We start from the raw sequence: 1,355 nt of genomic DNA, 5'->3' as shown, positions 1-1,355 counted from the left end.
GGCAAGGGCCTCCCCACCAGAGGGAACCGCCAGCACTGTCCCGCCATGGCCTTGGCGAGGCCGACCACGCCGAACAGCACCAGGGCCGAATGGCAGGTCGTGAAGTAGAGGATCACCAGGGTCCAGGTGTGGATGCCCTCGTAGCCCCCGAGCAGAAGGATCGAGGCGTTGACGACGACCAGAAGAATCCCCGCCCACAGGCTGGCGGAGAAGGTCTGGTTGACGTGAGCAGCGGCGAGCGGTGGGGTTGCTTTATCGCAACGCAGAAAGAGTACTCCCAGGATCAGAAACGCGATGACGGGAATCACCAGCAGGTTGGCGAGATACAATGCCTCCGCGGCAATCGCGAGCCGGATGCCGGCCGGCTGCGCCGGGGGCGTCGAGTCCGACCGCGGTTCAGGAGAGGGTGGCATCGATAACCTCTGCCAGGGCGGCGATGGTCTCGGCGTCGTCGGTCAGAGGCTCGGCCAAGGCGGCGCGGCAGGCGTCGCGCTTGTCCATGCCGCTCGTGATCAGGGTAGCCGCGTAGACCAGCAGGCGCGTGGATGCCGCTTCCTCGAGGTCGTGGTCCTTGAGCGCCCGCAAGGCCCCCGCAAGTCTGACCAGAAGCTGCGCCCTCGCTTCGTCGATGCCGGTTTCGCAGACGAGAATCTCGATCTCCGACGCAGGTGCGGGGAAATCGAAGCTCACCGCCACAAAACGCTGCCGGGTGCTCGGCTTCATGCCCTTGAGCAAGTTCTGGTAGCCCGGGTTGTAGGAGACCACGAGCATGAAGCCATCGGGTGCGTGCAAGGTCTCGCCGGTGCGCTCCAGGGGCAGGATCCGCCGATCGTCGGTGAGCGGATGCAGGACCACCGTGGTGTCCTTGCGTGCCTCCACCACCTCATCCAGATAGCAGATGGCCCCCTCACGGACCGCCCGGGTCAGGGGACCGTCGCTCCAGAAGGTCCCGTCGTCGCCGATCAGGTGCCGGCCGACCAGATCCGCTGCGGTGAGGTCGTCGTGGCAAGCCACGGTGTGGAGCGGCCGGCCGAGCCGAGCGGCCATATGCCGAACGAACCGCGTCTTGCCGCAGCCAGTGGGACCCTTGATCATCAGGGGCAGGCGATTGCGGAAGGCGTTCTCGAACAAAGCGACCTCGTTACCCTGGGGCCGGTAGAAGATCGACCGAGCGTCGCCGGTGGGCTCGGCTTTCCTCTCTGCGCTCTGCTGTATCACGTGCATGGGCTCCAACCAAGTCGTTCGATGTAGGCTTTGGTAGTACCTAATGTATCGTGATGAACTTCCGGTTGAACGCTACGAGCAATTCTTCGAGATTCGTGCTTTTGTCCAATGGTACAGGATTCACAGGATTT

Annotated in this window: 2 protein-coding genes; both read right to left on the bottom strand. The window is 63.9% G+C overall.

Annotated features, from left to right (window positions below; translation table 11 throughout):
- A partial coding sequence (locus BQ17_RS00215) for a hypothetical protein (protein ID WP_218067979.1) occupies positions 1 to 413 on the bottom strand: 413 nt, incomplete at its 3' end.
- On the bottom strand, positions 397 to 1,224 hold the full coding sequence (locus BQ17_RS00210) for a CbbQ/NirQ/NorQ/GpvN family protein (RefSeq protein WP_089723749.1): 828 nt from the start codon (positions 1,222 to 1,224) through the stop codon (positions 397 to 399). The genes BQ17_RS00215 and BQ17_RS00210, both read right to left, overlap by 17 nt.
- Between the last annotated feature and the right edge of the window lie 131 nt (positions 1,225 to 1,355).

The organism is Candidatus Thiosymbion oneisti, assembly GCF_900092655.1.
Classification (GTDB): domain Bacteria; phylum Pseudomonadota; class Gammaproteobacteria; order Chromatiales; family Chromatiaceae; genus Thiosymbion; species Thiosymbion oneisti.
The sequence above is the reverse complement of the archived record's forward strand: the minus strand, read 5'-3'. Positions and strand labels throughout refer to the sequence as shown.

Bases quoted from the DNA above. Each gene is read 5' to 3' on its own strand.
- BQ17_RS00210 (WP_089723749.1), bottom strand. From the start codon at position 1,224: ATGCACGTGATACAGCAGAGCGCAGAGAGGAAAGCCGAGCCCACCGGC.